Origin of the sequence: Aeromicrobium sp., assembly GCF_047607065.1 — a bacterium.
Classification (GTDB): domain Bacteria; phylum Actinomycetota; class Actinomycetes; order Propionibacteriales; family Nocardioidaceae; genus Aeromicrobium.
Genome location: NZ_JASGDU010000004.1, coordinates 1 through 3,742 on the forward strand (window position 1 = coordinate 1; position 3,742 = coordinate 3,742).

Annotated in this window: 4 protein-coding genes; all 4 read left to right on the forward strand. The window is 71.3% G+C overall.

Annotated elements, in window-relative coordinates; genetic code table 11:
• Positions 1–166 precede the first annotated feature (166 nt).
• Positions 167–1,450: a 3-phosphoshikimate 1-carboxyvinyltransferase gene (gene aroA, locus QM597_RS00385; protein WP_415002897.1), complete on the forward strand. Its 1,284-nt coding sequence runs from the start codon at positions 167–169 to the stop codon at positions 1,448–1,450.
• Positions 1,451–1,466: 16 nt separating this feature from the next.
• A complete protein-coding gene (rsgA, locus tag QM597_RS00390; RefSeq protein ID WP_415002898.1) occupies positions 1,467–2,435 on the forward strand; it encodes a ribosome small subunit-dependent GTPase A in 969 nt (322 codons plus the stop codon).
• Between the two features lie 17 nt (positions 2,436–2,452).
• The gene (hisN, locus tag QM597_RS00395; protein ID WP_415002899.1) at positions 2,453–3,364 is read left to right on the forward strand and encodes a histidinol-phosphatase; all 912 of its coding nucleotides are present in this window, start codon (positions 2,453–2,455) and stop codon (positions 3,362–3,364) included.
• A 179-nt stretch (positions 3,365–3,543) separates the two neighbouring features.
• Positions 3,544–3,742 (forward strand): hypothetical protein (locus QM597_RS00400; protein WP_415002900.1); only part of this gene is annotated, 199 nt, incomplete at its 3' end.

Below are 3,742 nucleotides of genomic sequence, written 5' to 3' on the forward strand. Positions count from 1 at the left end.
GGAGGGCTGGTCGCTGTCCACGACCCCATGATTTCGCGATCCCAGCCGCCAGGCCACCCGCCGAGCCGGGTCGCCGCAAAGATCAGCACTTCCCTAAGGTGCGAAGCGAAGCGAACCTCGAAGCCGCCGATCCTCGAGAGGGCGGACGCCGCTAGGCTGAACGGCGATGAGTGAACCGCTGCCCTGGCTGGCTCCGACACCCGCCACACCTGTCGTCGGCCAGATCATCGTGCCGGGGTCCAAGTCGCTCACCAATCGCGCGCTGGTGCTCGCCGCCGTGGCCGAGGGGCCGTCGATCCTCACCCGTGCCCTGGGTTCGCGCGACACGAACCTCATGATCGACGCCCTCACCGCGCTCGGTGCCCGGGTCGAGCGCGACGGCATCGACTGGACCGTCCATCCGATCGCGCCGGGCGGCGCGCCCGCCGAACCGGTGTCGCTCGACTGCGGCCTGGCCGGGACGGTCATGCGCTTCGTGCCCCCGCTGGCGGCCCTCGGCGGCGCGCCGGTCACCTTCGACGGCGACGAGCGTGCCCGGCAGCGTCCGATGGACGTGACCATCTCGTCCCTGCGCGCACTCGGGGTCGACATCGACGACGGCGGCCGTGGCTCGCTGCCGTTTACGGTCCACGGCCGCAGCACCGTCGACGGGGGCGCGGCACAGATCGACGCCTCAGCATCGAGCCAGTTCGTGTCCGCCCTACTTCTGGCGGCACCGCGCTTCGCGCACGGCCTCGACCTGACCCACGTCGGCCCCACGCTCCCCTCGACCCCGCACATCACCATGACCGTCGAGCAGTTGCGGGCACGCGGCGTGAACATCGAGCAGGCCGGCACGCGGTGGCAGGTCGCCCCCGGACCGGTCGCCGCGCTCGACACCGAGATCGAGCCCGACCTGTCCAACGCGGGCGTCTTCGTGGCCGCAGCCCTCGTGACCGGCGGCGAAGTCCGCATCCGCAACTGGCCCACCTCGACCGATCAGGCCGGCGACACGTGGCGCGACCTCGCGGCGGCCTTCGGCGGCAGCGCCGAGTTCGACGGCAGCGACCTGGTGGTGTCCGGGCCGAAGACCCTCACCGGCATCGAGCTGGATATGAGCGCCATCGGCGAGCTGGCACCGGTCGTCGCCGCCGTTGCCGCGCTGGCCGAGACGCCCTCGCGGCTGACCGGCATCGCCCACCTGCGCGGCCACGAGACCGACCGGCTCGCCGCCATCGCCACGGAGTTCCGCCGGCTCGGCGGCGAGGTCGACGAACTCGACGACGGCCTGGAGATCCGGCCGCGACCCCTCCACGGCGACGTGTTCCGCACCTATCACGATCACCGCATGGCCCACGCCGCCGTGGTCCTGGCGCTGCGGGTGCCGGACGTGTTCGTGGAGAACGTCGTCACCACGGTCAAGACGTACCCGAACTTCGCCCCGGTGTGGGAGCGACTGGTCGGCGCATGAGTCCGCTGGTGGGCCGGTGAGCCGCTACGACGAGCACGCGCAGTACGAGCGCCCGAAGCGGCGCACCCGGCCGCGCACCAAGGAGCGCCCGGACTATTCGGCACTGCCGCTCGGGCGGGTCGTCACCGTCGACCGCGGCCGGTACACGGTGCGCGCCGACGAGGTCACCGTGACTGCCGTGAAGGCCCGCAGTATCCGGGGGGTCGTCGTCGGCGACCTCGTCCGGCTCGACGGCGATGTCTCGGGCGCCGGGGGCACCCTCGCGCGGATCGCCGAGGTCGCGCCGCGAACAACGGTCCTGCGGCGCACGGCCGACGACGACGATCCCATCGAACGGATCGTCGTCGCCAACGCCGACCAGCTCGTCGTGGTGGCCGCGCTCGCCGACCCGCCTCCGCGCCCGGCGCTGATCGACCGCTGCCTGGTCGCCGCCTACGACGCCGGCATGGACCCGCTGGTCATCCTCACCAAGGCCGACCTCGCCCCGGCCGACGCGATGATCGAGGCCCTGGCACCGTTAGACGTGCCGGTCCTCGTCATCAATCCTGAGACCGACCTCGACCCCGTGCGCGACGCCCTCGCCGGGCGCACGAGCGTCCTCGTCGGCCACAGCGGCGTCGGCAAGTCGACGCTCGTCAACCACCTCGTCCCCGATGCCGACCGCACGACCAGCCACGTCAACGCCGTCACCGGGCGGGGGCGGCACACCTCGACCAGCGCGGTCGTCCTCGACCTGCCGGGCGGAGCCGGGCATATCGTCGACACACCGGGTTTCCGCTCCTTCGGACTCGCCCACGTCGAGATCGACGACATCGTGCGGGCCTTCGCCGACCTGCACGCGCTGACCGCCGATTGCCCCCGCGGCTGCTCGCATTCCGGCGGCGCGGCCGAATGCGCGCTCGATGCCGCTGCGCAAGGCGGACAGCTCGCGCCAGAGCGACTCGCATCCTTTCGGCGCATCATGGACAGCCGCGGGCAACTCTGAACCACTACGGTGTCACCATGGCACACTCTTACGCCGACGATCTGCGCCTCGCTCACGTCCTGGCCGACGCCGCCGACAACCTGTCTATGGATCGTTTCGGGGCGATCGACCTCGAGGTCTCGACCAAACCGGACATGACCTGGGTGACCGAATCCGACCGGGCGGTCGAGGAGGCGGTGCGCCGCACCCTGAAGACCGCCCGCACGCGCGATGCATTCTTCGGCGAGGAGAGCGGTCAACAGGACGGCTCCGTGGCGTCGGCGCGCCGCTGGATCGTCGATCCCATCGACGGCACCTCGAACTTCGTCCGCGGCGTGCCGGTGTGGGCCACGCTCATCGCCTTGGAGGACGACGGCGAGATCGTCGTCGGCCTGGTGTCGGCCCCCGCGCTCGGGCGCCGCTGGTGGGCGCACAGCGGCGGCGGCGCGTTCACCGGAAAGTCCGCGATGAACGCCCGGCAGATCCAGGTCTCGCGCGTCGCGGACCTCACCGCCGCGTCGCTGTCGTTCAGCTCGGTCGAGAGCTGGGAGGACATCGGCAAGGAGCAGGCTTTCGCCGCCCTGACCCGTCAATGCTGGCGCACCCGCGGCTACGGCGACTTCTGGTCGTACATGCTCGTGGCCGAGGGTGCGGTCGACATCGCCGCCGAACCGGAACTCAACGTGTGGGACATGGCCGCGCTCGATGTCATCGTGCGCGAAGCCGGCGGGCGCTTCACCTCGCTGGCCGGACAGGACGGCCCGTGGGGTGCCAATGCCCTCGCCACCAACGGGCGCCTGCACGACGCGGCGATGGCCTATCTGGGGCACTTCCCCGATGTGGATCCGCTCGATCACGGTTGGGGCGACGAGGACGATCCGTCGCTCACCGTGCCCGCGCAGGACAGCGGTGACAGCGAGGGCGGCACCGTCCTCGGCTTCGACCGCTGAACGGGATCGGCTAGGCGCTCGCGGTCGTTGTTCCCCGCAAGCGGGAGGTACCCCCAGTGCGCCCTTCGGCAGACCACCTCTTGCCATCGACCGATTTACGATATATCGTTATTGCATCATCTACACATCGCCGAGGCGTTGACGACCAGTCCGCTTCGCCCCCTTCCCAGGAGATACCCATGAACCCCCGTGAACAGCACCCCGACCGTGATTCCTTCGGCCCCGACGGCTTCATCGCCAGCACCTTCCGTCCCCGCCACGGCGGTGCCCCGCAAGGCGTCCGCGGCGGCCCGCACCCCCGGCCGCCGCGCCCCGACTTCGGCGGCTTCGGCGAGTTCGGGGGCGTCCGCCCCTCGCGCGGACGTCCGCGCCGCGGAC